The 25,883-nt window shown below is 64.0% G+C and carries 22 protein-coding genes; 18 read left to right on the top strand and 4 right to left on the bottom strand.

Going from position 1 to position 25,883, the window contains the following annotated elements:
* The first annotated feature begins 82 nt into the window (after nucleotides 1–82).
* Complete coding sequence (locus J5M73_RS21965) at nucleotides 83–1,564, top strand: PLP-dependent aminotransferase family protein (protein ID WP_102864442.1); 1,482 nt, start codon at nucleotides 83–85, stop codon at nucleotides 1,562–1,564.
* A gap of 82 nt (nucleotides 1,565–1,646) precedes the next feature.
* Nucleotides 1,647–2,579, top strand: coding sequence for a DHH family phosphoesterase (locus J5M73_RS21960; protein WP_102864443.1), 933 nt, complete (start codon nucleotides 1,647–1,649; stop codon nucleotides 2,577–2,579).
* Here the strand turns inward: J5M73_RS21960 and J5M73_RS21955 are convergent.
* Nucleotides 2,576–3,496: a MurR/RpiR family transcriptional regulator gene (locus J5M73_RS21955; RefSeq protein ID WP_102864444.1), complete on the bottom strand. Its 921-nt coding sequence runs from the start codon at nucleotides 3,494–3,496 to the stop codon at nucleotides 2,576–2,578. The two genes, J5M73_RS21960 and J5M73_RS21955, sit on opposite strands and share 4 nt — an antisense overlap.
* 312 nt (nucleotides 3,497–3,808) lie before the next feature.
* On the opposite strand from J5M73_RS21955, the gene iolC reads away from it, so the two are divergent.
* The 13 genes from iolC to J5M73_RS21890 all read left to right on the top strand — a co-directional run bounded on the left by iolC (nucleotide 3,809) and on the right by J5M73_RS21890 (nucleotide 20,214).
* The gene (iolC, locus tag J5M73_RS21950) at nucleotides 3,809–5,749 is read left to right on the top strand and encodes a 5-dehydro-2-deoxygluconokinase (RefSeq protein ID WP_102864445.1); all 1,941 of its coding nucleotides are present in this window, start codon (nucleotides 3,809–3,811) and stop codon (nucleotides 5,747–5,749) included.
* A gap of 130 nt (nucleotides 5,750–5,879) precedes the next feature.
* Complete coding sequence (iolE, locus tag J5M73_RS21945) at nucleotides 5,880–6,788, top strand: myo-inosose-2 dehydratase (RefSeq protein WP_102864446.1); 909 nt, start codon at nucleotides 5,880–5,882, stop codon at nucleotides 6,786–6,788.
* Nucleotides 6,785–7,591, top strand: coding sequence for a 5-deoxy-glucuronate isomerase (gene iolB / locus J5M73_RS21940; protein WP_102864447.1), 807 nt, complete (start codon nucleotides 6,785–6,787; stop codon nucleotides 7,589–7,591). The genes iolE and iolB overlap by 4 nt, the downstream gene beginning before the upstream one ends.
* A gap of 43 nt (nucleotides 7,592–7,634) precedes the next feature.
* A complete protein-coding gene (locus tag J5M73_RS21935) occupies nucleotides 7,635–9,134 on the top strand; it encodes a CoA-acylating methylmalonate-semialdehyde dehydrogenase (protein WP_102864448.1) in 1,500 nt (499 codons plus the stop codon).
* Between the two features lie 36 nt (nucleotides 9,135–9,170).
* The gene (locus J5M73_RS21930) at nucleotides 9,171–9,992 is read left to right on the top strand and encodes a TIM barrel protein (protein WP_102864449.1); all 822 of its coding nucleotides are present in this window, start codon (nucleotides 9,171–9,173) and stop codon (nucleotides 9,990–9,992) included.
* Nucleotides 9,993–10,061: 69 nt separating this feature from the next.
* A complete protein-coding gene (iolD, locus tag J5M73_RS21925; RefSeq protein ID WP_102864593.1) occupies nucleotides 10,062–11,999 on the top strand; it encodes a 3D-(3,5/4)-trihydroxycyclohexane-1,2-dione acylhydrolase (decyclizing) in 1,938 nt (645 codons plus the stop codon).
* Nucleotides 12,000–12,033: 34 nt separating this feature from the next.
* A complete protein-coding gene (locus J5M73_RS21920; protein WP_102864450.1) occupies nucleotides 12,034–13,044 on the top strand; it encodes a Gfo/Idh/MocA family oxidoreductase in 1,011 nt (336 codons plus the stop codon).
* A gap of 536 nt (nucleotides 13,045–13,580) precedes the next feature.
* On the top strand, nucleotides 13,581–14,507 hold the full coding sequence (locus tag J5M73_RS21915) for a sugar ABC transporter substrate-binding protein (protein WP_102864452.1): 927 nt from the start codon (nucleotides 13,581–13,583) through the stop codon (nucleotides 14,505–14,507).
* A gap of 104 nt (nucleotides 14,508–14,611) precedes the next feature.
* The gene (locus J5M73_RS21910) at nucleotides 14,612–16,177 is read left to right on the top strand and encodes a sugar ABC transporter ATP-binding protein (protein WP_102864594.1); all 1,566 of its coding nucleotides are present in this window, start codon (nucleotides 14,612–14,614) and stop codon (nucleotides 16,175–16,177) included.
* Nucleotides 16,178–16,246: 69 nt separating this feature from the next.
* On the top strand, nucleotides 16,247–17,269 hold the full coding sequence (locus J5M73_RS21905) for an ABC transporter permease (protein WP_102864453.1): 1,023 nt from the start codon (nucleotides 16,247–16,249) through the stop codon (nucleotides 17,267–17,269).
* Nucleotides 17,270–17,690: 421 nt separating this feature from the next.
* Nucleotides 17,691–18,095 (top strand): TraR/DksA family transcriptional regulator, encoded by a 405-nt coding sequence (locus J5M73_RS21900; RefSeq protein ID WP_011060892.1) that lies wholly within the window; start codon nucleotides 17,691–17,693, stop codon nucleotides 18,093–18,095.
* 162 nt (nucleotides 18,096–18,257) lie between these two features.
* Complete coding sequence (locus J5M73_RS21895) at nucleotides 18,258–19,880, top strand: methyl-accepting chemotaxis protein (protein WP_207816104.1); 1,623 nt, start codon at nucleotides 18,258–18,260, stop codon at nucleotides 19,878–19,880.
* Nucleotides 19,881–19,995: 115 nt separating this feature from the next.
* The gene (locus tag J5M73_RS21890; protein WP_102864455.1) at nucleotides 19,996–20,214 is read left to right on the top strand and encodes a hypothetical protein; all 219 of its coding nucleotides are present in this window, start codon (nucleotides 19,996–19,998) and stop codon (nucleotides 20,212–20,214) included.
* A gap of 179 nt (nucleotides 20,215–20,393) precedes the next feature.
* Here the strand turns inward: J5M73_RS21890 and J5M73_RS21885 are convergent, their stop codons facing one another.
* Nucleotides 20,394–20,624, bottom strand: a complete 231-nt coding sequence (locus J5M73_RS21885) for a hypothetical protein (RefSeq protein ID WP_102864456.1) — start codon at nucleotides 20,622–20,624, stop codon at nucleotides 20,394–20,396.
* A gap of 673 nt (nucleotides 20,625–21,297) precedes the next feature.
* On the opposite strand from J5M73_RS21885, the gene J5M73_RS21880 reads away from it, so the two are divergent.
* The 3 genes from J5M73_RS21880 (at nucleotide 21,298) to J5M73_RS21870 (ending at nucleotide 23,115) form a co-directional block, all read left to right on the top strand.
* On the top strand, nucleotides 21,298–21,768 hold the full coding sequence (locus tag J5M73_RS21880; RefSeq protein WP_102864457.1) for a hypothetical protein: 471 nt from the start codon (nucleotides 21,298–21,300) through the stop codon (nucleotides 21,766–21,768).
* Nucleotides 21,768–21,971 (top strand): hypothetical protein, encoded by a 204-nt coding sequence (locus J5M73_RS21875; protein WP_102864458.1) that lies wholly within the window; start codon nucleotides 21,768–21,770, stop codon nucleotides 21,969–21,971. Before J5M73_RS21880 ends, J5M73_RS21875 begins: the two co-directional genes overlap by 1 nt.
* Before the next feature lie 133 nt (nucleotides 21,972–22,104).
* On the top strand, nucleotides 22,105–23,115 hold the full coding sequence (locus tag J5M73_RS21870) for an ABC transporter substrate-binding protein (RefSeq protein WP_102864459.1): 1,011 nt from the start codon (nucleotides 22,105–22,107) through the stop codon (nucleotides 23,113–23,115).
* Between the two features lie 144 nt (nucleotides 23,116–23,259).
* On the opposite strand, the gene J5M73_RS21865 is transcribed toward J5M73_RS21870, so the two are convergent.
* Nucleotides 23,260–25,395, bottom strand: coding sequence for a TonB-dependent receptor (locus J5M73_RS21865; protein WP_102864460.1), 2,136 nt, complete (start codon nucleotides 25,393–25,395; stop codon nucleotides 23,260–23,262).
* A gap of 87 nt (nucleotides 25,396–25,482) precedes the next feature.
* A complete protein-coding gene (locus J5M73_RS21860; RefSeq protein ID WP_180988600.1) occupies nucleotides 25,483–25,869 on the bottom strand; it encodes a DUF2946 domain-containing protein in 387 nt (128 codons plus the stop codon).
* Between the last annotated feature and the right edge of the window lie 14 nt (nucleotides 25,870–25,883).

Genomic DNA, 25,883 nt, shown 5'->3' with positions numbered 1-25,883 from the left:
GGGCAAGTGGGTACGGCGCTGAAATTAAGGTCTTTATGGTTTAATGCCGAGCACCGTTTAGAGCCCATTCGACTGGACCACTATGAGCCGTGGAAAACACCCCGTGCCCCTCGACCTGCCCCTGCCGGAGCGCATGGATGAAACCCTGGGCAAGCAGGACAGCGCCTACGCAGCCTTGCGCCAGGCGATCCTGGAAAAACGCCTGCCTGCTGGCTGCCGCTTGCCTTCGACCCGCACCCTGGCCCAGCGCTGGGGCCTGTCCCGGGGCACCCTGGAAGTGGTCTTCGACCGCCTGCGCAGCGAAGGCTATGTGAGTCGCGCCAGCGGTTCCGGGACCCGGGTCTGCGCGGTGGTACCGGACCTGTATCTGAGCGCGCCGGCACGCGTTGCACCGTCCGCCAGCCGTGACAACGAGCCCTCGTGTCCGCCGCTGAGCGTACGTGCCGGCCAGCCCTTTGTGGCACGACTCGCCGACCCGGCGCTGTTTCCCCTGCAGCGCTGGACCCGTTCCCTGACCCGAGCCCTGGGCAGTGCCACGGCGCAATCGCTGTGCGATGCCGACCCCGCCGGCCTGCCGGCGCTGCGCCAGCAGATCGCCGAGTACCTGGGGCAGCACCGGGGCATCGCCTGCCATGCCGGGCAAGTGATGATCACCACCGGCATCCGCCATGGCCTCGACCTGCTGGCCCGCAGCCTGCTCAATGCAGGGGACAAGGTTTGTATCGAAGACCCCGGCTACCTTTCGGCCCAGGGCCTGTTTGCCCTGGCCGGTGCGCGGCTGGTGCCGATTCCGGTGCAGGAGGAGGGCATCGACGTGGCGCAACTGCAAGGCCACCGCGATGCACGCATGGTCTACGTGACCCCGGCCCATCAGGCGCCCCTGGGCATGACCATGCCGGTGTCCCGGCGTCTGGCGCTGCTGGAATGGGCCCGGCACAGCGACACCTGGGTGGTGGAAGACGACTACGACAGCGAATTCAACTACCAGAGCGCGCCCCTGGCGGCCCTCAAGTCGCTGGACCGGGACGACCGGGTGATCTACTGCGGCAGTTTCAACAAGACCCTGTTCGCCGGTTTGCGGGTGGGCTTCATGCTGGTGCCCGAGGCGCTGCGTGCAAGGCTGCTGGCCACCTTGCAGAACACCGGGCGCTCGGTGGGGGTGATCGAACAGCTGGCCCTGGCCGACTACATCGCCAGTGGCGCCTTTCTGCGTAACCTGCGGGCGGCGCGTCAGGCTTATCAGGAGCGCCGCGACCTGCTGCTGACGATTCTCGCGCGGGAGGCGCCCGGCTGTTACCGCATCAGTGGCCAGCAGGCCGGGCTGCATCTGCTCCTGGAGTTGCCTCCGGGTAGCGACGAGGCGGGCTTTCGCCGGCGCGCGGCAGAGCAGGGCCTGCTGCTGCAAGGGGTGATTGAACATTGCCAGCAGGTGCGCCGGGCGCCGGCGGTGATCATCGGCTACGCGGCCCTGAGCCTGGCGCAGATCCGCTTCAGCGGTGGGCGTCTGGCGGCGCTGTTGGTGGCCGCGGCGCGGCAAGAGCAAGAACAAGTGCAAGCGCGCTGAGCCTGGGCTGTCATCTGCCTGTCATGTGGCTCGGGCACCCTCGGCGCCCCGGCCTTCGGCCTTTGTGGATTACACGGACGTCATGATCATTGTCACCGCCGGCGCGGCCTATCTGGATATCGACGCCTACGCCGGTTGCATCGCCTACGCCGAACTGCTCAACCTCAGCGGGCGCCCGGCCCGGGCCCTGAGCAGCGCACCGCTGAACGAGAGCATCCCGGCCCATTTCCGCCAGCAGCTCAAGGGCCTGGACCGCCACGTCCCGGAGGGCGCCGATCAGTTCGTGCTGGTGGACATTTCCAACCACCTGCACCTGGACCCGCTGGTGGACCTCGCCCGGGTGATCGAGGTCATCGACCATCACCCCGGGTTCGAGGCCTTCTGGGACGAGCGCCTGGGCAAATACGCGGATATCCGCCCGATCGGCGCCGCCTGCACCCAGGTTTTTGAGCGCTGGCGCGATTCCGGGCTGCTGCCCAGGATCAGCCGCGACAGCGCGCAACTGCTGGCGGCGGGGATTCTCGACAACACCCTGAACTTCACCGACCAGGGATGCACCGCAGCGGACCGCGAGGCCTACGCTGCCCTGGCCGCCCATGCAGGCCTGGGGCCGCAGTGGCCCGACGAGTATTTCCAGCAATGCCAGCAGCAGATCGAAGCGCAACTGGCGCAGGCCCTGCTCAAGGACTTGAAAGTCCTCGAAGCGTCCAGCAACCTGCCGCGGCGCTTTGCCCAGCTGACCCTGTGGAATGGCGAGGACCTGCTGGCGCGCCAGCGCAGCCTGATCGAGCAGGTGCTGGGGCAGTGGGGCGATGACTGGCTGCTGAACCTGATCAGCCTCAGTGAGGGCAAAAGCTACCTGCTGACCGGCAGCCAGGGCAGTGCCCACAAACTGGAGCGGCTGCTAGAGTGCCGCGCCCTGGACGGCGTGCATTGCCTGGCCCGGCCGATCCTGCGCAAGGAACTGCTGCGCAAGGGCCTGGCGCTGCAGGCCCCGTCCTGTCGGACGGGCTAGTCGTCGAAGCCGGCCTGTTCGTGAATCTCGTCCATCTTCAGTTCCAGGCGGTAGGCCACGGCGATGAACAGTGCCTGGCACAGGCACAGGGTGGCGCTCAGTGAGCGGAAGGCGAAGGAGCTGCCTTCATTGACCAGCAGCACGCTGTTGGCGCGCTTGGCCAGGGGCGACAGGGTGCTGTCGGTGATGATCAGGGTCTGGGCCTGGTTGTGCTGGGCAATGCGCAGGCAGTGCTGGGTCTCTTTGCCATAGGGGGTGAAGCTGATGGCGATCACCAGGTCGTTGGGGCGGATGCTGCGCATCTGCTCGCGGTAGCTGCCCCCCAGGCCCGACACCAGGTGAATGCGCTTGTTGGTGTGCTGCAGGTTGTACACCAGGTAGTCGGCCACGGCGAAGGAGCGGCGCACCCCGACCACGTAGATGTTGTCGGCGTTGACCACCAGGTCCACGGCCTTGTCGAAGGCCGTGTCGTCCAGTTCCAGGCCCAGGCGCTCGATCCCCGAGAGGGTGGCGTTGACGCATTCCCGAGCCAGGTCACCGCCGCTGGCCTTCTGCGACTTGTTGGCAATCATGCTGCGGATGCGCTGCTGGTAGTTCTGTACCGGCGTGGCCTTGTGGGTGTAGGCCTGGCGAAACAGCGCCTGCATTTCACTGAAGCCGCTGAAGCCGAAACGCTGGGAGAAGCGCACGATGGCCGAGGGATGCACTTCGCATTCCCGCGCGATGTCGCTGATGCGGTCGACCATGATCCGGTCGCTCTGCTGGCTCATGTAGCTGGCAATGCGCTTGAGCTGGCGCGGCAGGCTCTCGTATTCCTCGGTGATCAGTTGCAGCAGGCGTTCGGCATTGATCGGAGGGCTGACGAGGTCGCTCTCGGGCGTGCTCTCGGACAAGGCCGGCTGATCGGTGCGGGACATAGAAAATCCTTCTGGCTTGTGCTTATGGGAACGGCCTGTGGCCCCGTCCCCTGACAATAGGTGGGCAGCCGGCAGTCTACAGGGTAGGGGCCCATAAAATCTTCGGGCTGATGCCGGCCGGCACCTTGCTGAAACGATGCATGACCTCTGGCTCAGGCTAGAACAAGTTTAATGGAAAAAATATTCCACGTAAAAAACTTATAGAAAAAATATTGATTGGCGCCGAGAGACGTTTTAGTCTGCATCCACCAAGAGTGTTCGGCGCCTGCCAAGGGTGGCGAGCACAGGCTGATAAAAATAACAGGAGCCAGCATGGGCCAGACTCGTTTTGCCAGTGGGCGTCAATTGGATCTGATTTGCCTCGGACGCCTGGGCGTCGATCTCTATGCACAGCAGGTCGGTGCGCGGCTGGAGGATGTCAGCAGTTTTGCCAAGTACCTCGGCGGCTCGTCGGCGAACATTGCCTTCGGCACCGCGCGCCTGGGCCTCAAGTCGGCGATGTTGAGCCGGGTCGGCGACGATCACATGGGGCGCTTCCTGGTGGAGTCCCTGGCACGCGAAGGCTGTGACGTCAGTGCCATCCAGGTCGACCCGCAACGCCTCACCGCCATGGTCCTGCTGGGTCTCAAGGACCGCGAAACCTTCCCCCTGGTGTTCTACCGCGAGAACTGCGCGGACATGGCGCTGCGCGCCGAAGACATCGACGAAGCCTTTATTGCCTCCAGCAAGGCCTTGCTGATCACCGGCACCCATTTCTCCACCGACGGCGTCTACCGGGCCAGCCTCCAGGCCCTGGACTACGCGCAAAAGCACGGGGTCAAGCGGGTCCTGGACATCGACTACCGGCCAGTGCTCTGGGGCCTGGCGGGCAAGGCTGACGGTGAGACCCGGTTTGTCGCCGATCACCAGGTCAGCCAGCATGTGCAGAGCATCCTGGGGCGTTTCGACCTGATCGTCGGCACCGAAGAAGAATTCCTCATTGCCGGTGGCAGCGACGACTTGCTGACGGCCTTGCGCACGGTGCGCTCTTTGAGCGCCGCGACCCTGGCGGTCAAGCTCGGCCCGCAAGGGTGCACGGTGATCCACGGCGAGATTCCGCCGCGCCTAGAGGACGGGGCGATCTATCCCGGTGTGCGGGTGGAGGTGCTCAACGTGCTGGGCGCCGGCGATGCCTTCATGTCCGGCTTCCTCAGTGGCTGGCTGGAAGACGCCAGCGATGAGCGCTGCTGCCAGTTGGCCAACGCCTGTGGCGGCCTGGTGGTGTCGCGCCATGCTTGTGCCCCGGCGATGCCGACCCGCGCCGAACTGGACTACCTGTTCAGCAGCCCGGTGCCCATTACCCGTCCCGACCAGGACCCGATCCTGCAGCGCCTGCATCAGGTCAGCGTGCCGCGCAAGGCCTGGAAGCAATTGTTCGTCTTTGCCTTCGATCACCGTGGGCAACTGGTGGAACTGGCGCAACAGGGCGGCCAGGACCCGACGCGCATCAGCGTCCTCAAGCAGCTGTTTATCCAGGCGGTCGAGCGGGTCGAGCAGCTGCTGCGCGAGCAGGGCGTGGCGGCCGATGTCGGCCTGCTGGCCGACCAGCGCTTCGGCCAGGATGCGCTGAATGCCGCCACCGGGCGCGGCTGGTGGGTGGCGCGTCCGGTGGAGGTGCAGGGCTCGCGGCCGCTGGCCTTCGAGCATGGGCGCTCGGTGGGCAGCAACCTGATCGCCTGGCCCCAGGAGCAGATCATCAAGTGCCTGGTGCAATATCACCCGGACGATGAACCCCTGCTGCGCCTGGAGCAGGAAGCACAGATCCGCGGCCTGTATCAGGCGTCCCAGGTCAGCGGCCACGAGCTGCTGCTGGAAATCATCCCGCCCAAGGACCTGCCCGGCGCCCATCCCGAAGTGCTCTACCGCAGCCTCAAGCGCCTGTACAACCTGGGTATCTACCCGGCGTGGTGGAAGATCGAGGCGCAGTCGGCCGAGGAGTGGCAAAAGCTCGACGAGCTGATCCAGGAGCGTGACCCGTACTGTCGTGGCGTGGTGCTGCTGGGCCTGAATGCCTCGGCCGAGTGCCTGGCCGAGGGCTTCCGGCAAGCCGCCAACAGCCAGACCTGCCGTGGTTTTGCCGTGGGCCGGACGATTTTCCAGGAGCCGAGCCGTGGGTGGCTGGCGGGGGAGATCGACGACGAAACCCTGATCCGGCAAGTGCAGGGCACCTTCGAACAACTGATCAACGCCTGGCGCAGCGCCCGCTCACGTTAGCAGCCGGCTTGCCGGCGAAGAGGGTCTTGAGCCTGGTGCCAGGCTCGCCGGAGCCTTCGCTGGCACGCCAGCTCCTACGAGTGCGAGGCCGTTCTCCACGCTTTCATGAATAACAACAAAAGGTGCAGCCATGCCCGCTATCCGAATTGGCATCAACCCGATCTCCTGGAGCAACGACGACCTGCCGGCCCTGGGCGGTGAAACGCCCCTGAGCACCGCCCTGAGCGAAGGCCGCGACATCGGTTACCAAGGCTTTGAACTCAACGGCAAATTCCCCAAGGACGCCAAGGGTGTGGGCGATGTGTTGCGCCCTTATGACCTGGCGCTGGTCTCGGGCTGGTACTCCAGCCGCCTGGCCCGGCGTTCGGTGGCGCAGGAAATCGACGCCATTGCCAGCCACGTCGAACTGCTGAAACGCAACGGCGCCTCGGTGCTGGTCTACGGCGAGGTGGCCGACTCGATCCAGGGTTCACCGGTGCGCCTGATCGAGCGTCCGCGCTTCCACAGTGAACAGGCCTGGCAGGATTACGCCGACAAGCTCACGGAGCTGGCGCGCTTCACCCTGTCCCAGGGTGTGCGCCTGGCCTATCACCATCACATGGGCGCCTACGTCGAGTCCCCGGCAGACATCGACAAACTGATGAGCCTGACCGGCGAGGAAGTCGGCCTGCTGTTCGATTCGGGCCACTGCTACATGGGCGGCGGCGAACCCCTGGAGGTGCTGCGCAAGCACATCCGCCGCGTCTGCCACGTGCATTTCAAGGATGTACGCAAGCCGGTGGTGCAGCTGGCGCGCAACAACCTGTGGAGCTTCCCGGACTGCATCGTCAACGGCACCTTCACCGTGCCCGGTGATGGCGACCTCGACTTTGCCGCCTTGCTCGATGTGCTGCTGGACGCGGGCTACCAGGGCTGGCTGGTGGTGGAAGCCGAGCAGGACCCGGCCGTGGCACCGAGCTACGTCTATGCGAAAAAAGGTTACGACACCTTGCGGGCCCTGCTGGACGCCGCTGTGCAACGCAGGAGTACTGCCCAATGAACCTGCTGGTGAAAAGCGCGGCCAAGGGCCGGACCCTGGTCCAGTTGCCAGAGGGCGCCCTGGAATACGTGGGCTTCAGTGCCTACCGCCTGAGCCTGGGGGAAAGCCTGCCGCTCAGCGCCGGCGACCAGGAACTGTGCCTGGTGCTGCTCAGCGGCCGCATCGATGTGCAGGGCCAAGCGCCCCAGGGCGCCTTCCAGTGGGACAACCTGGGCGACCGGCAATCGGTGTTCGAAGACAAATCGCCCTTTGCCGCCTACCTGCCGCCGGGCAGCCAGGCCCAGGTCACCGCCCTGAGCGAGGTGCAGATCGCTGTGTGCGCCGCCCCGGGTGATGCCGCCGCTGGCCTCGGCCCGCGGCTGATCCGCCCGGAGCAGTGCAAGCGCAGCGTGCGCGGCAAGGGCGCCAATACTCGTTATGTCTGCGACATCCTGCCCGACAGCGAGCCGGCCCATTCCCTGCTGGTGGTGGAGGTGCGCACGCCGTCCGGGCATTCCTCCAGCTACCCGCCGCACAAGCACGACACCGACGACCTGCCGCACCAGAGCTTTCTGGAAGAGACCTATTACCACCAGGTCAACCCGCCCCAGGGCTTCGTCTTCCAGCGGGTCTACACCGACGACCGCAGCATCGACCAGGCCATGGCCGTGGAAAACAGCGACCTGGTGGTGGTGCCCAAGGGCTATCACCCGGTCAGCGTGCCTTACGGCTACGAGTCCTATTACCTGAACGTCATGGCCGGGCCCAAGCGCGTCTGGCAGTTCCATAACGACCCACAGCACAGTTGGCTGCTGGATCTCTGAAGCGCCGAACTCAGACGGCAACCCTTTACGGAGAACAAGAACAATGAGCGACACCCCGGTAATAGGTCATTACATCGGTGGCCAGGTGCAGGACGCCGGCGAGCGTTTCAGCCAGGTGTTCAACCCGGCCACGGGTGCGGTCCAGGCCCGCGTCGCCCTGGCCAGCCAGAAGACCGTGGACGAGGCCGTGGCCGCGGCGCTGCGGGCTTTTCCTGCCTGGTCCGAACAGTCTTCCCTGCGCCGTGCGCGGGTGATGTTCAAGTTCAAGGAACTGCTGGACCGGCACCACCAGGAACTGGCGCAGATCATCACCCGCGAGCACGGCAAGGTGCTGTCCGACGCCATGGGCGAGGTGACCCGTGGCATCGAGATCGTCGAATACGCCTGTGGCGCGCCGAACCTGTTGAAAACCGATTTCAGCGACAACATCGGTGGCGGCATCGACAACTGGAACCTACGCCAGCCCCTGGGCGTGTGCGCCGGGGTCACGCCGTTCAACTTCCCGGTGATGGTGCCGCTGTGGATGATCCCCATCGCCCTGATCACCGGGAACTGCTTCATCCTCAAGCCGTCCGAGCGCGACCCGTCCGCTAGCCTGCTGCTGGCGCGCCTGTTGACCGAAGCCGGGTTGCCCGAAGGGGTGTTCAACGTGGTCCAGGGCGACAAGAGCGCGGTGGACGGCTTGCTCCAGCACCCGGACATCGAGGCGATTTCCTTTGTCGGTTCGACGCCGATTGCCGAGTATATCCACCAGCAGGCCAGCGCCCGAGGCAAACGCGTGCAGGCTCTGGGTGGGGCCAAGAACCACATGATCGTGATGCCCGACGCCGACCTGGACCAGGCCGCCGATGCACTGATCGGTGCGGCCTACGGCTCGGCCGGCGAGCGCTGCATGGCCATCTCCATCGCCGTGGCGGTGGGCGAGGTGGCCGACGAATTGATCGCCAAGCTGCTGCCGCGCATCGACCAGCTCAAGGTCGGCAACGGCTTGCAGGGCGACAGCGACATGGGGCCGCTGGTGACCGCCGAGCACAAGGCCCGGGTTGAAGGTTTCATCGACCAGGGCGTGGCCCAGGGCGCACAGCTGCTGGTGGACGGACGCGGCTTCAAGGTGCCGGGGGCGGAGCAGGGCTTCTTTGTCGGCGCCACCCTGTTCGATCACGTCACTACCCAGATGAGCATCTACCAGCAGGAAATCTTCGGGCCGGTGCTGGGCATTGTGCGGGTGCCCGACTTTGCCAGCGCGGTGGCGCTGATCAACGCCCATGAATTCGGCAATGGCGTGTCCTGCTTCACCCGCGACGGCGGCGTGGCCCGGGCCTTTGCCCGCAGTATCAAGGTGGGCATGGTGGGCATCAACGTGCCAATTCCGGTGCCCATGGCCTGGCATTCCTTCGGCGGCTGGAAGCGTTCGCTGTTCGGCGACCACCATGCCTACGGCGAGGAAGGCGTGCGCTTCTACAGCCGCTACAAGAGCGTGATGCAGCGCTGGCCCGACAGCATCGCCAAGGGCCCGGAATTCAGCATGCCGACGGCCAAGTAGCTGTCTCGACGGGATGGATTTGGGAGCACAAGAAGAATGAGCCAGCCCCTGCGTTTCGCCCTGAATCGTATGGTTGCACCGGGTTTGTCACTGTTGGAGTTCATCGACCTGGCGCTGACGCTGAAGGTCGATGCCATTGAGCTGCGCAATGACCTTGCGGGCGTGGAAATCGAGGACGGCACGCCGCCGCAGCGGGTCCGCGAATTGTGCGCGGCCCAGGGCATCAAGGTGTTGTCGATCAACGCCCTGTACCCCTTCGATGTGTGGAACGACGAGCGTCGCCAGCAGGCCCTGAAACTGGCCGCCTATGCCCGTGCCTGCGGCGCCGAGGGGCTGGTGCTGTGCCCGCTCAATGACCCTGCCGATCCGCGCACTGAGGCCCAGCGCAGCAGCGCGTTGCGCACGGCCCTGAGCGAACTGGCGCCGATCCTGCGGGAGCACGGCCTGCTGGGGTTGATCGAGCCCCTGGGCTTTGAGGAATGCGCGCTGCGCCACAAGCGCACGGCAGTGGAGGCGATCCGTGCCACTGGCGGCCTGGATGTGTTGCGCCTGGTGCACGACACCTTCCACCACCACTTGGCCGGCGAGCATGAGTTGTTTCCCGAGCTGACCGGGCTGGTGCACATCTCCGGGGTCGAGGACCGCCAGGCGCCGCTTGGCAGCATTCGCGACGGCCATCGGGTACTGGTCGGCGAGGCGGACATCCTCGGCAATGCGGCGCAGATCGACACCTTGCGCAGCCGTGGCTACAGCGGCTACCTGTCGTTCGAGCCGTTTGCCGAGAGCGTGCACGGGCGGGCGGATATCCAGCAGGCGCTGGCGGCGAGCATTGCCCACTTGCGGCAAGCCCTGGCCTGAGGTCATTTCCTTGTGGGCGCTGGCAAGCCGGCTCCCCCAGGGCGACATAACAAGATGAAGGTGCAAACCATGAGTACGACACGCTTGACCATGGCCCAGGCCCTGGTGAAATTCCTCGATAACCAATACGTCGAGGTGGATGGGGTCCAGAGCAAGTTCATCGCCGGGGTCTTCACCATTTTCGGCCACGGCAACGTGCTCGGCCTGGGCCAGGCCCTGGAGCAGGACAGTGGCGACCTGGTGGTGCACCAGGGCCGCAACGAGCAGGGCATGGCCCACGCCGCCATCGGTTTCGCCAAGCAGCACCTGCGGCGCAAGATCTACGCCTGCAGCTCCTCGGTGGGCCCCGGCGCGGCCAACATGCTGACCGCGGCGGCCACCGCCAGCGCCAACCGGATTCCCTTGCTGCTGTTGCCAGGGGACGTCTACGCCAGCCGCCAGCCGGACCCGGTGCTGCAACAGATCGAACAGTTCCATGACCTGAGCATCAGCACCAACGATGCCTTCAAGGCCGTGAGCCAATACTGGGACCGCATCAACCGCCCCGAGCAACTGATGAGCGCGGCGCTCCACGCCATGCGCGTGCTCACCGACCCGGCGCAGACCGGCGCCGTGACCCTGGCGCTGCCCCAGGACGTGCAGGGCGAAGCCTACGATTACCCGGACTCCTTCCTCGCCAAGCGCGTGCATCGCATCGACCGCCGCCCGGCCACCGAAGCCATGCTCGGCGATGCCCTGGCGCTGTTCGAGGGCAAGCGCAAGCCGCTGATCATCTGCGGCGGCGGGGTCAAGTATTCCGGGGCCAATCGGGCGTTGCAGGCCTTTGCCGAACGCTTCGGCATTCCTTTTGCCGAAACCCAGGCGGGCAAGAGCGCGGTGGTGTCCGAGCACCCGCTGAACGTCGGCGGGATCGGCGAGACCGGCTGCCTGGCGGCCAACCTGCTGGCCAGGGAAGCCGACCTGATCATCGGCATCGGCACCCGCTACAGCGATTTCACCACCTCGTCGAAATGGCTGTTCCAGCACCCGGAGGTGGCGTTCCTCAACCTCAATGTCTGCCCTGGCGACAGCCTCAAGATGGAGGGTGTGCAGCTACTGGCCGATGCCCGCGCCGGCTTGCAGGCCCTGAGCGAAACCCTGGGCCGCAGCGGCTATCGGGCGGCTTGGGACGGGCAGATCGGCGAGGCCAAGGCGCAGTTGGAAGCCGAGGTGGACCGGGTGTATCAGGTGCAATACCAGGACGACGGTTTTGTCCCGGAAATCAATGACCACCTGGACCCGGCGGTGCTGCGCGAATTCATCGAGCTGACCGGCTCCTGCCTGACCCAGAGCCGGGTGCTCGGGCTGCTCAACCAGGCCTTGCCCGAGGACGGCATCATCGTTGCCGCCGCCGGCAGCCTGCCCGGCGACCTGCAGCGCAGCTGGCGCAGCAAGGGGGTCAATACCTATCACGTGGAATACGGCTATTCGTGCATGGGCTACGAGGTCAACGCGGCGCTGGGGGTCAAGCTCGCCGAGCCGGATCGCGAGGTGTACGCCCTGGTGGGCGACGGCTCCTACCTGATGCTGCACTCGGAGCTGGTCACCTCGATCCAGGAGCGGCGCAAGATCAACGTGGTGCTGCTGGACAACATGACCTTCGGCTGCATCAACAACCTGCAGATGGGCCACGGCATGGACAGCTTCGGTACCGAGTTCCGCTACCGCAACCCGCAGAGCGGCAAGCTCGACGGCGGCTTTGTGCCGGTGGACTTCGCCATGAGCGCCGCCGCCTACGGCTGCAAGACCTACAAGGTCAGCACTGAGGAGCAACTGCTGGCGGCCCTGGCCGATGCCCGGACCCAGACGGTATCGACCCTGATCGACATCAAGGTCCTGCCCAAGACCATGATCCACAGCTACCTGTCCTGGTGGCGGGTGGGCGTGGCCCAGGTGTCCACCAGCGAGCGCACCGATGCGGCGGCCAAGACCCTTAATGAACGCCTGGCCCAGGCCCGGCAGTACTGATTGCTCTGCAACGAACAACAACAGGAGTATCTGCATGTCTTTGAAACTTGGCGTTATCGGGACCGGGGCCATCGGCCAGGATCACATCCGTCGTTGCAGCCAGACCCTGCTGGGCAGCCAGGTGGTGGCGGTCACCGACATCAACCTGGCGTCGGCGGCCAAGGTGGTCAGCGACCTCAAGCTCAGCGCCGAGGTCTACCCGGACGGCCACGCGCTGATCAAGGCGGCGGACGTCGAGGCGGTGCTAGTGACCTCCTGGGGCCCGAGCCACGAGGAGTTCGTGCTGGCGGCGATTGCCGCGGGCAAGCCGGTGTTCTGTGAAAAGCCCCTGGCGGTGACCGCCGCCGGTTGCCGGCGCATCGTCGAGGCTGAAATCGCCCACGGCAAGCGCCTGGTGCAGGTGGGCTTCATGCGCCCCTACGATGCCGGTTACCAGGCCTTGAAGGCGGTGATTGACAGCGGCCAGATCGGCGAGCCGCTGATGCTGCACTGCGCCCACCGCAACCCGCGGGTGGGGGAGAACTACAAGACCGACATGGCCATCACCGACACCCTGATCCACGAACTGGACGTGCTGCGCTGGCTGCTGGCCGACGACTATGTGTCGGTGCAGGTGGTGTTCCCGCGCAAGACCAGCAAGGCCCTGGCCCACTTGCGCGACCCGCAGATCGTGCTGCTGGAAACCGCCCGTGGCACGCGGATCGACGTCGAGGTGTTCGTCAACTGCCAGTACGGCTACGACATCCAGTGCGAAGTGGTGGGGGAGAGCGGTATCGCCAGATTGCCGGAGCCGTCCCAGGTGCAATTGCGCAGCCAAGCCAAGCTGTCCAACGCCATCCTGATGGATTGGAAGGAGCGTTTTATCGCCGCCTATGACGTGGAGTTGCAGGCCTTTATCGACGGCGTGCGCGCCGGCCAGGTAGGCGGGCCCTCGGCCTGGGACGGTTTTGCCGCCGCCGTGGCGGCCGATGCCTGCATCGAAGCGCAGGGCAGCGGCCAGATCGTCAAGGTTGAGCTGCCTGAGCGTCCGGGCTTCTACGACTGACCTTGTACCGGGCCCGCCTGGGGGATTTGCGGGGGCGCCTGCGGTTGGGCGCCGCTGAACCGCCGCCCGGGTTTTCCCCGGGCGCGACCCCACCGGGCTTGGGCGCACATTGGCCACGGGCCAGGATTTTCAAGGCTTTAACTGGTTTGGAATAAAATTCTAAAATGAGTTGATATAGAAATTATTTTCCAATAAAGTCATTTTCAGGTTGCCGACTCGCTAGGTCGCATGCCCTCAAGCAAACCATGAGAGGCGTGCGGACCGACCCACAAAAACAACAGGTACCGTCGATGAAAACCTTCACTAGCACCATCCTCGCTCTCGGTTCGCGGTTTCGCAGCTCGCTCGCGCCAACCTCCGCTTCGCCTCGGCCCAGCCGCTCTGCCGTCCTCCTGACCTGCCTCGGCTTTCTGTGTGTAGAACGCAACGGTTCACTGCTGTGCTGCGTACCCGGTGCCCCCATCGTGCATCTGTCGCTCTGAGTGGTTTCTGCGCTTTATCCATAAAACCTACAAGAATGTGGAGAAAGACCTGTGATGAACACCAAGATCCGTTTTGCCTCGCTTGCACTGTCGATGCTGCTGGCCAGTGGGGCCGCCTTCGCCGACATCAAGATCGGCGTGAGCATGTCGCAGTTCGATGACACCTGGCTGACCTATCTGCGCGAGTCGATGGATCAGAAAGCCAAGTCCCTGCCCGATGGCGTCAAGCTGCAGTTCGAAGACGCCCGCAGCGATGTGGTCAAGCAATTGAGCCAGGTCGAGAACTTCATCAGCCAGAAAGTCGACGCGATCGTGGTCAACCCGGTGGATACCGCCGCCACTAAGAAAATCACCGAGGCCGCGGTGAAGGCCGGCATCCCCCTGGTGTACGTCAACCGCCGCCCGGATGACCTGAACCTGCCCAAAGGCGTGGTGACCGTGGCTTCCAATGACCTGGAAGCCGGGAAAATGCAGATGCAGTACCTGGCCGACAAGATGGGCGGCAAGGGCGACATCGTGATTCTGCTGGGCGACCTGGCGAACAACTCCACCACCAACCGCACCAAGGGGGTCAAGGAGGTTTTGGCCCAGTACCCGGGGATCAAGGTCGACCAGGAACAGACCGGGGTCTGGCTGCGGGACAAGGGCATGACCCTGGTCAACGACTGGCTGACCCAGGGCCGCAAGTTCGACGCGGTGGTGTCCAACAACGATGAAATGGCCATTGGTGCCGCCATGGCGCTGAAGCAGGCCGGGGTCGAGAAGGGCAGTGTGCTGATCGCGGGTGTCGATGGCACCCCGGATGGTCTGCGCGCGGTGAAAAAGGGCGAATTGGCGCTCTCGGTGTTCCAGGACGCCAAGGGCCAGGCGGACGGTTCCATCGATACCGCGGTGAAGATGATCAAGCATGAGCCGGTAGAGCCGGCGGTGTGGGTTCCGTATCGGCTGATCACCCCGGACAACGTCGACCAGTTCAAGTAACGCCGCTCACCTTCCAGAGCTGTTCCAGAAGAACAGGCTCTAACAACAATAAGTAATAAGTGGCAAGGCGGCCTTGGGTGGCCTTGCCGATGGAGTACCTGATCATGTTCTCTAGCGCGACTGCCTCGAGCACCCCGCAGGCGGGAATCTCGCCTGCCGCCACATCGATTGAAGAACCCTTTCTGCTGGAGGTCATCAACGTCAGCAAGGGCTTTCCCGGTGTGGTGGCCCTGTCCGATGTGCAACTGCGGGTACGCCCGGGAACGGTGCTGGCGCTGATGGGCGAGAACGGCGCCGGCAAGTCGACCCTGATGAAAATCATCGCCGGCATCTATCAGCCGGACGCCGGCGAGCTGCGCCTCAAGGGCCGGCCGGTGGTCTTCGAAACGCCCCTGCAGGCCTTGCAATCGGGCATCGCCATGATCCATCAGGAGCTCAACCTGATGCCGCACATGAGCATTGCCGAGAACATCTGGATCGGCCGTGAGCAGCTCAACGGCCTGCGCATGATCGATCACCGCGCCATGCACCGCTGCACCGCGCAGTTGCTGGAACGCCTGCGCATCAACCTCGACCCCGAGGAGCAGGTGGGCAACCTGAGCATTGCCGAGCGGCAGATGGTGGAGATCGCCAAGGCGGTGTCCTACGACTCCGACGTGCTGATCATGGACGAACCGACCTCGGCCATTACCGACAAGGAAGTGGCGCACCTGTTCTCGATCATTGCCGACCTCAAGGCCCAGGGTAAAGGCATCATCTATATCACCCACAAAATGAACGAAGTGTTCGCCATCGCCGATGAAGTGGCGGTGTTCCGTGACGGTGCCTATATCGGCCTGCAACGGGCCGACAGCCTGGACGGCGACAGCCTGATCTCGATGATGGTGGGGCGCGAGCTGAGCCAGCTGTTTCCCCAGCGCGAGAACCCCGTCGGCGACCTGCTGCTCCAGGTCCGCGACCTGCGCCTGGACGGGGTGTTCGACAGGGTGTCCTTCGACCTGCACGCCGGGGAGATCCTCGGCATCGCCGGGCTGATGGGCTCGGGCCGGACCAATGTTGCCGAGACCCTGTTCGGCATCACCCCCTGCGACGGCGGCGAGATGGTTCTCGACGGCCAGGCCCTGCGCATCAGCGACCCGCACCAGGCGATCGAGAAGGGCTTTGCCCTGCTGACCGAGGATCGCAAGCTCAGCGGGCTGTTCCCGTGCCTGTCGGTCCTGGAAAACATGGAAGTGGCGGTGCTGCCGCATTACGCCGGCGGCGGCTTTGTCCAGCAGAAGGCCTTGCGTGCCCTGTGCGAGGACATGTGCAAGAAGCTGCGGGTCAAGACCCCGTCCCTGGAGCAATGCATCGATACCTTGTCCGGGGGCAATCAGCAGAAGGCCCTGTTGGCGCGCTGGCTGATGACCAATCCGCGCATCCTGATCCTTGATGAGCCGACCCGGGGTATCGACGTCGGGGCCAAGGCCGAGATCTACCGCTTGATCTCCTTCCTCGCCAGCGAAGGCATGGCGGTGATCATGATTTCCTCGGAGCTGCCCGAAGTGCTGGGCATGAGCGACCGGGTCATGGTCATGCACGAAGGTGAACTCATGGGCACCCTCGACCGCAGCGAGGCAACCCAGGAACGGGTGATGCAATTGGCGTCGGGAATGTCGGTGGTGCACTGATTCTTCAATCGATGGCGGCCGGCGGCGCTGTGATTCGCCGCGGCCAGGCACTAACAAAGGTGAGTGGTTATGAACGTGATGTCTGAAAACAAACCGGCCGCGGCGCCCGCTAGAACGCGCCGACGCCTTCCCACCGAACTGAGTATTTTTCTGGTCCTGATCGGCATCGGCCTGGTCTTCGAGCTGTTCGGCTGGATCGTGCGTGACCAGAGCTTCCTGATGAACTCTCAGCGCCTGGTGCTGATGATCCTCCAGGTGTCGATCATCGGCCTGCTGGCCATCGGCGTGACCCAGGTGATCATCACCACGGGCATCGACCTGTCCTCGGGCTCGGTGCTGGCGCTGTCGGCGATGATCGCCGCCAGCCTGGCGCAGACTTCGGACTTTGCCCGGGCAGTGTTTCCGTCCCTGACCGACTTGCCGGTGTGGATACCGGTGGTAGCCGGGCTGGGGGTGGGCCTGCTGGCGGGGGCGATCAACGGCAGCATCATCGCCATCACTGGCATTCCGCCCTTTATCGCCACCCTGGGCATGATGGTCTCGGCCCGCGGCCTGGCCCGCTATTACACCGAAGGCCAGCCGGTGAGCATGCTGTCCGATTCCTACACCGCCATCGGTCACGGGGCGATGCCGGTGATCATCTTCCTGGTGGTGGCGGTGATCTTCCACATCGCCTTGCGCTACACCAAGTACGGCAAATACACCTACGCCATCGGCGGCAACATGCAGGCGGCGCGCACCTCGGGGATCAACGTCAAGCGCCATCTGGTGATCGTCTACAGCATCGCCGGGTTGCTGGCGGGGCTGGCCGGGGTGGTGGCCTCGGCGCGGGCCGCCACCGGGCAGGCGGGGATGGGCATGTCCTATGAACTGGATGCGATTGCCGCGGCCGTGATCGGCGGCACCAGCCTGGCCGGTGGCGTGGGGCGCATCACCGGCACGGTGATCGGCGCGCTGATTCTTGGCGTCATGGCCAGCGGCTTCACCTTTGTCGGCGTGGATGCCTACATCCAGGACATCATCAAGGGCCTGATCATCGTGGTGGCGGTGGTCATTGACCAGTACCGCAACAAGCGCAAGCTCAAGCGCTGATCCACCAGCCTGTTGTCGGCGCCGGCTGGCCAGCGAAGGCGCCCACAAGATGAGGTGCAACGGACGGGGCTGTTCGCCGGCAAGTTGGCTTCTGCGGTGGAGAAACGGGGGAAAAGGCTCCGAATCCGCCGCCCGGTACTGCCGTTTGTCTTCTAAAAGACCTGCTTGTATGGAATTTTTTGTTATAAAAGCACTCTGACAAATGCCACCAAAGCCCGCAATTGCGGGCTTTGTGCGGTTTGTCAGACAGATTCGCTGTCATTTCAGTTGCTGCGCCCTCAAACCGGCCTTAGACTGCCGCCCCTCGTAAATTGAGTGCCGGGTGGCGCTTGGAAGGTATGGCGCCTTTCTGATGACCTGACGGGTCAACCGGAAACAGTTTGAATTCGCCTTAATGCACGTATTTTTTATAGAGAAATCAATGACCAAGGAAAAGTTGCTGGCCATGCCGGCGGATGACTACATGAATGCCGAGCAGCACGCTTTTTTCAGCGACCTGTTGCAAGCCATGAAGGTGGAAACCCACGAGCGCATCGAACAGAACCGGATCGCCATTGAAAGCCTGGACACCCCGGCTGACCCGGCCGACGCCGCTTCCGTCGAAGAAGAGCGCACCTGGTTGGTCAACGCCATTGATCGTGACCAGCGCATGCTGCCGCAATTGGAGCAGGCCCTGGGCCGGATCAGTGACGACAGCTTCGGCTGGTGCGATGACAGCGGCGAGCCGATCGGCCTCAAGCGCCTGCTGATCAGCCCAACCACCAAGTACTGCATCGAAGCCCAAGAGCGCCACGAGCAGATCGACAAGCATCAGCGTCAAGCCTGATCGCCAGCCCCCGCCACAGCGGGGGCTTTGTTTTTTCGGGTACGACTCCATACCCGTTCATTCCCTTGATCTACTGCAAACCCCCGACTAAGGGACCATGGATAATGGCCTTCTAGTGGCGTCTAATGCCGAAAATAATTAGAACGATGTGGGGTGCTAAACATGTCAAGAGAAGGATCTCTAGCGGTGCCGATCGCGCAACCGCTGGCAGCAACACCCGCCGTCCGTTGGTGGGCGCCGACCTTGCAGAGCGCGGCCTTGATGGGCTTGCTGGGCGGCCAGGCACTGGGTGACTGGCCGCTGTACCTGTGCCTGCCCCTGGCGGTGCTGGTGGTCTGGCTGCCTCGGCTGAGAAGCCGCAAGGTGCCCGAGGCGCCGACGGCAACGGCCGACAGCGAGCTGTCCTCGCTGACCCGCGACCTGTCCTACAGCACCACCCATAACGCCCTGTCTGCCGCTGGCGTGGCCTATTCGGTGACGCAACTGGCGGGCAAGCTGCAATCCCAGCTGGATGCCGCGGCGCGCATCGTCGGCAACGCCGAAGTGATGATCAAGACCGAACAGGCCACCTCGCAACTCAGCCGGCAAGCCCTGGAGGCGGCCAGTGAAGCCCACGCCAGCAGCGCCGAAGGGCGCACGGTGCTGGGAGAGTCCATCAGTCGCATGCACTCCCTGAGCGAGCGGGCCAGTGGCAGCCGCGAGCTGATCGAGGCCTTGAGCCAGCGCAGCGAAGAGATCCAGCGGGTGACCCTGGTGATCCAGTCCATCGCCAGCCAGACCAACCTGCTGGCCCTGAATGCCGCTATCGAGGCCGCCCGGGCCGGGGAGCACGGACGGGGTTTTGCCGTGGTCGCCGACGAGGTGCGCGGGCTGGCCGGGCGCACCGCCACGGCCACCGATGAGGTCGGGGTGATGGTGGCCGATATCCAGCAACGCACCAGCGATGTGGTGGAGCAGATCCGTCAACTGTCCGACGACCTGAACCTGGGGGTGGAGCAGGTGGAACACACCGGTCGGCATCTGGACAACATCGCCCGTCTGGCAGCAGGGGTGGAAGGCCAGGTCAGCGAGATCGCCCGGGGCGCCGAGACCAACCGCGAACAGTTGGACAGCCTGTTCCATGCCGTGGAACAGATGCGCAGCGACCTGGCGGTCAGCGATCAGCAGACCCGCAGCCTGGCTCAGGCGGCGGTGCAGATGGAAGGGCAGGCCGAAACCATCAGTGAGCGTCTGGCGGCTGTGGGGCTGGATGACTACCACCAGCGCATTTATGACCTGGCCCGTGAAGGCGCCCGGCGTATTGCCGAGCAGTTCGAGACCGACCTGGCGCAGAACCGCATCAGCCTCGACGACCTGTTCGACCGCCATTACCAGTTGATCGCCAACACCGATCCGGCCAGGTACCAGACCCGTTTCGACCGCTACACCGATCAGGTACTGCCGCCGATCCAGGAATCCCTGCTGCCGCGCCACGACGGCCTGGTGTTCGCCATCACCTGTACCCAAGAGGGTTATGTACCGACCCACAACCTGGCCTTCTCCCAGCCGTTGACCGGCGATCCCGTGGCGGACAACCTGCATAACCGCAGCAAGCGCAAGTTCGCCGATCGCACCGGCATTCGTTGTGGCAGTCACCAGCAACCGCTGTTGCTGCAAACCTATACCCGCGATACCGGCGAACTGATGCACGACTTGTCGGTGCCGATCTGGGTCCAGGGGCGGCATTGGGGAGGGTTGCGCCTGGGCTACAAGCCCGAGCAGGCGCCGTCCCAGCGCAAGGGCTGAGAACATTGTTACCAGGGGCGTAAGACTGCTGTGCAGGATGTGACTGTTTCAGACGCCGGGAACTGACTAGTATGCTCACATCGTTAGGGAGCTAACTAATTCCTCGAGGTTCTCCATGCACAGCAAAGTTGATGTAGCCGTGATGATCGGCAGTGGTGTTCCCCCCATGCTGCGGGACCTGGGACGCAAGGCATGCTGGGTGGTGCTGGTCAATGGCGAACAACGTGGCACTGCCTTTGCCAGCCGCGTCGAGGCCGAGGAGTGCCGGCAGGCCTGGCAGGCGAAACTGGCGCAGTGCCGGCCTGGGCGCCATGCATTCCAGCATTCGGCTTGATGCTCGGGCGGTAGATAGAGGCTTGATCGGTTGGGGCGGATGTCTGGATTCAGGCTGTTGCAGGCAGGGCCCGAAGGCGAGTCGCTAGTTTTAAGTTAATCATCATGATGCTCTTAAACGGATCTCGCCTGGGTCACGGGGGCGCCGCTGGGTTCCCGGGCGGCGCGCTATGGCAGGTATCAGGCGTTCAGGGCGCCCTGGTCAATGGCCAGCTTGAGGGCCTTGGCGGATTCCCTGGCCGCCGCTGCAGCTTCTTCGGAGGTCTTGAACCAGCGGTCGCGTTCCACCTGGTGGAAGGTGATCTGGGTCAGTGGAGGTTTGGCGCGCATGGCAATCACGGCCTGGAATTCGCCTTCGACTTCTCTGCACTCGCCACGAATGAAAAACTCGCCAATATCTAGTTCGGTCACTTCTAGCCTTCCCTTGGAGATGAGTGAGTGCTTGAGCGCCCGTACCGCGAGCGCTCAACCAGCGAGGGAGTATGGCAGTTGTTGCGTTGCGACGGGCTGAGTTATGTCATTGCGGTTTTAGGTAGAGATTGTTCTGAGGTACTAAAGTGAACTTTCTTACGCTTTAATCCGCCCATCCAGATCACTGCACCAGAGTATTACTGGTTAGAATGCCGGGCCTTGTGTGACGACTGCGGGCAAGATTACCCGCTGATGAGCAACATTAGTCTTTGTACTAATCAATGGCCGTGCAGTCATGAATCGCTCGCTTTAAATGGTCGAAATGCACAAAGTTGCTCTAGAATTGCTTCTGCAACCCGAAGTGGCTGCCGATCCGGGGATTCAATCTCAGGGTATATCCGGCTTTCCGGCCTGTTTCAGTACCCGCCCCAGATAGCTCGCCGCCACACTTTTCGGGGTGTCAGAGCCTACTCCTACAGCCTTTGACCTGTGCCTGATGCTTCGGCGAAATGCCCGCAGCTCAGCGCCGGCGTTAACGCCGTGGCCTGGAGTACCCGCTGCATTTGAGTGTTTTTTTGGGGTAACTGATTGGGGTGATCACGCCGTCATGGCGGTTTTTTGTGCTGTCCGTTTTTCCTCGGACGGCACCCTTTTGAGTATCGGGGAGTGTTCCTTGGCAGTAAGTAATCTTGAAATGCATGCGCTGTTCGTTTTGGGTGATTTGCGCGCAAAGCTGGTCAAGCAGTTCCAATCTCGTTTTGTCTACATCACCGAACAGTCCGCCGAAGGCATCTACATCGCCGAGATCGATACCGAGAGCGCGTTGGTGGTGGACGACAAGCCTCGGCTGGAGCTCAAGGTGGGCGATCATTTTCGCGCTGCTGTACTGCCCAGCCGGGAAGGCGGCAAGCTGGAGATCCGCTTTCGCGAGATCAAGCTGACGGTATACGGCCTGGGCGACTATGCCTTTGTCAGCAGTCCCCTGGGGCAGGGGATTGTGTTCAAGGAAGGTCACTCGGTGGTGATGGTCTTCGCCGCCAACGAGCAATTGCAGGAAGGCTTGAGCAAGACCCTCAAGGCGGTCAGCGCCAAGGCGGCCAAATTCCGCAAGGGCGAACTGGTGAGTTTCAAGGCCAGCGAGTGATGAGCCAGAGCCGCGCCGAGTTTCACCAGCAACACCAGCAGGCCGCGTGTGACGAAGCTCAACGCCTGTTCGCCGAGAAGGCGCGCTTGCAGGGCGCCTGGCTGAACTGGGTGGCCGGCCAGCTGTACCACCTGCGCCCGGCGGCATACGCCAGCATGGTGCGCCGCGAGTTGCAGCGGCTGCAGGAGCCGGCGGACCCTTGATGGTCGATCCGGGCCGCGCCCTGGTTGAAAATATGGAACCTCTACTACAGTCAGTTGACTGAATGCTTCAGGGGCCTGGCAGCTTTGCGTGGCGTGTCCCTTTGGTCCTGGTCCTGATCCGAGAGGTGCACCCATGAAAGGAATTCGAGCGCTGCTGGCCAGCAGCCTGTTGGCCCTTGCCGCCTTGAACGCGCCCCCGGTGGCGGCGGCTTCCGCGCCGATTCACTTCGCCGACCTGAACTGGGAGAGCGGCAGCCTGATCACCGAGATCCTGCGGATCGTGGTCGAGAAGGGTTATGGCCTGCCCACCGATACACTGCCTGGCACCACCATCACCCTGGAAACCGCCCTGGCCAACAACGATATCCAGGTGATTGGCGAAGAGTGGGCGGGGCGCAGCCCGGTGTGGGTCAAGGCCGAGGCCGAAGGCAAGGTGCTGGCCCTGGGGGACACGGTCAAGGGCGCTACCGAAGGCTGGTGGGTGCCGGAGTACGTGATCAAGGGTGATCCCGCCAAGGGCATCGCGGCCCTGGCGCCAGAGTTGCGTAGCGTCACCGACCTGGCGCGCTACAAGGATGTGTTCAAGGACCCGGAGAGTCCGACCAAGGGGCGTTTCCTCAACAGCCCGATTGGTTGGACCTCGGAGATCGTCAACCAGCAGAAGCTCAAAGCCTATGGCCTGGAGGACAGCTACGTGAACTTCCGCAGTGGCTCCGGCGCAGCCCTGGATGCGGAGATCAGCTCGTCGATCCGTCGGGGCAAACCGATCCTGTTCTACTACTGGTCACCGACGCCGCTGCTGGGGCGCTTCAAACTGGTCCAGTTGCAAGAGCCGCCCTTTGATGCCGAGGCCTGGAAGACCCTGACCGACGCTAGCAACCCCAACCCGCGTCCGAGTCGTTCCCTGGCCTCGAAACTGTCCATCGGCGTGTCTGCGCCATTCCACAAGCAGTACCCGCAGTTGGTGAGCTTCTTCAGCCAGGTCGAGCTGCCCATCGAGCCCCTCAACCAGGCCCTGGCGCAGATGAGCGAAAACCACAGCACGCCCCGTGACGCGGCCCGGGCCTTCCTCAAGCAGCATCCTGATCTATGGCGCAACTGGGTGCCCCAGGACGTCGCCGCCAAAGTCGCCGCCCTGTTGTAGGAGCCGCCTTGCCGGCGAAAGGGCCCGCAGGCCTTGCACCGTCCATGGCGACGCCTTCGCTGGCAAGCCAGCTCCTAGGGTCTCCTGACACCGCGCGATGTTCCCGTAGGCGCCGCTTGCCGGCGAAGAGGCCCCCAAGGCGGGTCAGAAGCGGGTCTGCACCGCCAGTTCGAAGGTGCGCGGGGTGCCCAGGTAGTAAGCCGGGGAGACATGGGCGAACTTGCCGTAGACCTCGTTGGTCAGGTTGCGTACCCGGCCAGTGACGGTGGTGTGGCTGTCGACCTGGTAGCGCAGGAAGCTGCTGTACAGGGTGTAGGCCGGCAGCGTCAGGGTGTTGGCGTTGTCGGCGTACACCGAAGCCACATAGCGCGCATCGACGCCGGTCTGCCAGCTCGGGGCCAGGTCATAGGTCAGCCACAGGTTGGCCACCCGCTCGGGGACGTTGGTCGGGGTGTTGCCCTTGCGCGAGACCACCGCGCCGCTGGCCACCTTCTCGTTGAACGCGTCATATTCGGCGTCGACCCAGGCGAAGTTGGCTTCCGCCAGCAGCTTGGGGGTGACCCGCAGGGAACTGGCCAGCTCGATGCCCCTGGAGGTCTGCTGGCCCACGGGAATGCTGTTGGCCGGGTCCAGGGGATCGGTGACGGCAAAGTCCTTGCGTTCGATGCGGTAGGCCGCCAGGGTCGCCGAGCCGCGTCCGTCCAGGTAGTCGAACTTGCTGCCCACTTCCCATTGCTTGCCGGTGGACACCTCGAAGTTCTGGGTGCCGCTGGGCTGTTCGGCGGCCGTGCTGTATTGCACGTAGACGTTGGCGCTGGGCAGGAACTGCCAGGTCAGCCCCAGGCGTCCGGTGACCGGTTCCCAGCTTCGCTTGAGATGTCGCGGGTTGCTGGCGCTGATCGCGCGGTGGTTGGTCACATCCAGGTCGATGGCGTCATAGCGCAGGCCGCTGAGCAGGGACAGCTCGTCGGTCAGGGCCAGGCGGTTCTCGACGAACAGGGCACGGGTGGTGACCTGGTTGGTCTTGTCCTTGACCCAGCCCTGGCGGGTGCCCTTCAGGTCGTAGAAGTACCCCGGCTGGAAGTTGCCGGGGTCCACGCTGTTGTTGGCCGGCACGTTCCACGGTGAGTTGGTGGTGCTGTTGACCTTGTACTCAAAACCCCCGGACCAGGTGGTGTCGAGGCCGAACAGTTGATCATCATGGCGCAGTTCGAACTGGTTGCCGTCCTGCTGGCCCTGGTGCCGCACCAGATAGGCGGTGGAGCGGTTCACCCGGCTGTTGTCGGGGCTGTACTGGTAGGTCTCCAGGTTGCGGTAGTCGCGCTGGCTGTCCAGGTGATAGAGGGTGTTGCGCAGGCTGGTGCTGGGGTTGATCCGGTAATCGATGATCGAGCGCAGCCACACGGTGCGCTGTTCATACAGGCCGTCGGCGACGTTGTAGTTGTTGAAGCGCTGGTGCTTGTCGATCTTCAGCTCGCCGGCCTTGGGGTTGCGCACCGGGGTGCCCCAGTAGGGGCTGTCTTCGTGCTCGTCCTGGTATTCCACCGCCAGGGTGTGGGACAGGTCAGGGGTCAAGTCGCTGAGCAGGGAGAAGGCCAGGCTCCAGGCATCGCGCTCCTGGCGGTCGATGTAGCCGTTGCTGGTGTTGTGGCTGACATCCAGGCGTGCGTAATGCTGCACCTCGGCACCCGCCGGGCTCAGGGCGTGATTGACCCCGAAAGCGGTTTGCGTGGTGTCGTAGCTGCCGTAGCCGAGCAGGCCCTCGGCCGCCTGTTCGCGGCGGTCCGCCAGCTTGGTCACGTAGTTCAGCGAGCCGCCCACGGAGCCGGCGCCATTGATCAGCGACGAGGGGCCACCCACCAGTTCCACCCGGTCATAGATCCAGGCGTCCACCGGCCGTGCCAGGCCGGTGGCGACATTGATGCCGTTGAACATCTGGGTGATCTGGCTGCTGGTGAAGCCGCGGTAGGAGATGAAGCCGCCGAACCCCGGTGGTGCACTGGCATTGACCCCGGGCAGGGCGTTGGCGGCGTCCTGGAAGGTCTGGGCGCCACGGCGCTCGATGTCCTGGCGGCTGGCTATCGCCACCGAGGCCGGGGTTTCCCGCAGGCTCAGGCCCAAACGCGAGGCCATGCCGCTGGACTGCTCCAGGGACAGGCCGGGTTCAACGTCTGTCTCTTCGGCGTTAACGGTGGTAGGGACCAGCTCCAGGCCGGATTTGCCCCAGGCGTTGACGGACAGGCAGGCCAGCAGGCTCGCCAGTAAAGGAAGGTGTTTCATGCATGCATCCTGAATTCTTGACTAGGAAAAGGCCCACGAAAGCGCGCCGCGCAGCAGCGCAGTGGGCGGGTCGAGCACGAGCAAGAATCAGGCGTAGGGCGGTGCCCGAGGATGGGCGGCGGGCCAGGTGAAACGGGCCGGGAGGTGGGTCTGAAGCTGACGCGCCAGCGGCGGCGCCTGGGGTTGGGGCAACAGCGCCAGGCTGACGCTGGAGTTCAGTGCCGGACCCATGCCGCCGGTGGAGCACAACGGGCAACCGAAGGCCTTGGACAGGGTGGGCAGGGAGTCCTGGTCAGTCGGCTGTTGCAGGGGGGCTTGGGTGTTGGGATCGATGCTGCAGAACTGCCCGCCGATGCCGTTGAGCTGCATGCCGAGCATCTGCCCGTGGCCGATGCTGCAGGCAAACACGTTGAACAGGACGCAGCAATAAAGCATCCAGGCAACGAGCGAGCGATCGGAACGGGTCAATTTCATGGGGCGGCACTTTA

The sequence above is a fragment of the Pseudomonas sp. 50_B genome (assembly GCF_017491625.1).
Taxonomy (GTDB): Bacteria; Pseudomonadota; Gammaproteobacteria; order Pseudomonadales; family Pseudomonadaceae; genus Aquipseudomonas; species Aquipseudomonas danubii.
This window is presented reverse-complemented; position numbering and strand designations above follow the sequence as displayed.

Coding starts and splice junctions, on each gene's coding strand:
- J5M73_RS21965 (WP_102864442.1), top strand. CDS start 83: ATGAGCCGTGGAAAACACCCCGTGCCCCTCGACCTGCCCCTGCCGGAG.
- J5M73_RS21960 (WP_102864443.1), top strand. CDS start 1,647: ATGATCATTGTCACCGCCGGCGCGGCCTATCTGGATATCGACGCCTAC.
- J5M73_RS21955 (WP_102864444.1), bottom strand. CDS start 3,496: ATGTCCCGCACCGATCAGCCGGCCTTGTCCGAGAGCACGCCCGAGAGC.
- iolC (WP_102864445.1), top strand. CDS start 3,809: ATGGGCCAGACTCGTTTTGCCAGTGGGCGTCAATTGGATCTGATTTGC.
- iolE (WP_102864446.1), top strand. CDS start 5,880: ATGCCCGCTATCCGAATTGGCATCAACCCGATCTCCTGGAGCAACGAC.
- iolB (WP_102864447.1), top strand. CDS start 6,785: ATGAACCTGCTGGTGAAAAGCGCGGCCAAGGGCCGGACCCTGGTCCAG.
- J5M73_RS21935 (WP_102864448.1), top strand. CDS start 7,635: ATGAGCGACACCCCGGTAATAGGTCATTACATCGGTGGCCAGGTGCAG.
- J5M73_RS21930 (WP_102864449.1), top strand. CDS start 9,171: ATGAGCCAGCCCCTGCGTTTCGCCCTGAATCGTATGGTTGCACCGGGT.
- iolD (WP_102864593.1), top strand. CDS start 10,062: ATGAGTACGACACGCTTGACCATGGCCCAGGCCCTGGTGAAATTCCTC.
- J5M73_RS21920 (WP_102864450.1), top strand. CDS start 12,034: ATGTCTTTGAAACTTGGCGTTATCGGGACCGGGGCCATCGGCCAGGAT.
- J5M73_RS21915 (WP_102864452.1), top strand. CDS start 13,581: ATGAACACCAAGATCCGTTTTGCCTCGCTTGCACTGTCGATGCTGCTG.
- J5M73_RS21910 (WP_102864594.1), top strand. CDS start 14,612: ATGTTCTCTAGCGCGACTGCCTCGAGCACCCCGCAGGCGGGAATCTCG.
- J5M73_RS21905 (WP_102864453.1), top strand. CDS start 16,247: ATGAACGTGATGTCTGAAAACAAACCGGCCGCGGCGCCCGCTAGAACG.
- J5M73_RS21900 (WP_011060892.1), top strand. CDS start 17,691: ATGACCAAGGAAAAGTTGCTGGCCATGCCGGCGGATGACTACATGAAT.
- J5M73_RS21895 (WP_207816104.1), top strand. CDS start 18,258: ATGTCAAGAGAAGGATCTCTAGCGGTGCCGATCGCGCAACCGCTGGCA.
- J5M73_RS21890 (WP_102864455.1), top strand. CDS start 19,996: ATGCACAGCAAAGTTGATGTAGCCGTGATGATCGGCAGTGGTGTTCCC.
- J5M73_RS21875 (WP_102864458.1), top strand. CDS start 21,768: ATGAGCCAGAGCCGCGCCGAGTTTCACCAGCAACACCAGCAGGCCGCG.
- J5M73_RS21870 (WP_102864459.1), top strand. CDS start 22,105: ATGAAAGGAATTCGAGCGCTGCTGGCCAGCAGCCTGTTGGCCCTTGCC.
- J5M73_RS21865 (WP_102864460.1), bottom strand. CDS start 25,395: ATGAAACACCTTCCTTTACTGGCGAGCCTGCTGGCCTGCCTGTCCGTC.
- J5M73_RS21860 (WP_180988600.1), bottom strand. CDS start 25,869: ATGAAATTGACCCGTTCCGATCGCTCGCTCGTTGCCTGGATGCTTTAT.